Origin of the sequence: Paraburkholderia ribeironis (assembly GCF_900019265.1) — a bacterium.
Taxonomy (GTDB): domain Bacteria; phylum Pseudomonadota; class Gammaproteobacteria; order Burkholderiales; family Burkholderiaceae; genus Paraburkholderia; species Paraburkholderia ribeironis.
In genome coordinates, this window is sequence record NZ_CYGX02000157.1 from 1 (window position 1) to 239 (window position 239).

Genomic DNA, 239 nt, shown 5'->3' on the forward strand with positions numbered 1-239 from the left:
CGGGTCGCGAAATCCGCGCATGCGCCGCTCACGTTCACGCGTAGGCTGATGGCTATTCTCTGCCCGGTTGTTCACCCGTGCCGCAGCCTTGACGAACACATGTTTGACGTTCGCCAGTTCGGGGATCTCGGCCTTGGCTGCCGGGTAGCTACGCAACTGGTCAGTGACGATCCTGCGCGGCACGGGGCAAGATCGAAGCACGTGCCTGAAGAACCGTTTGGCGGCTGCCTTGTCGCGCC

The 239-nt window shown here is 63.2% G+C and carries 1 protein-coding gene; it reads right to left on the reverse strand.

What is annotated here, in order from left to right:
• Positions 1 to 239 (reverse strand): DDE-type integrase/transposase/recombinase (locus BN2475_RS32660; protein ID WP_143326046.1); only part of this gene is annotated, 239 nt, incomplete at both ends.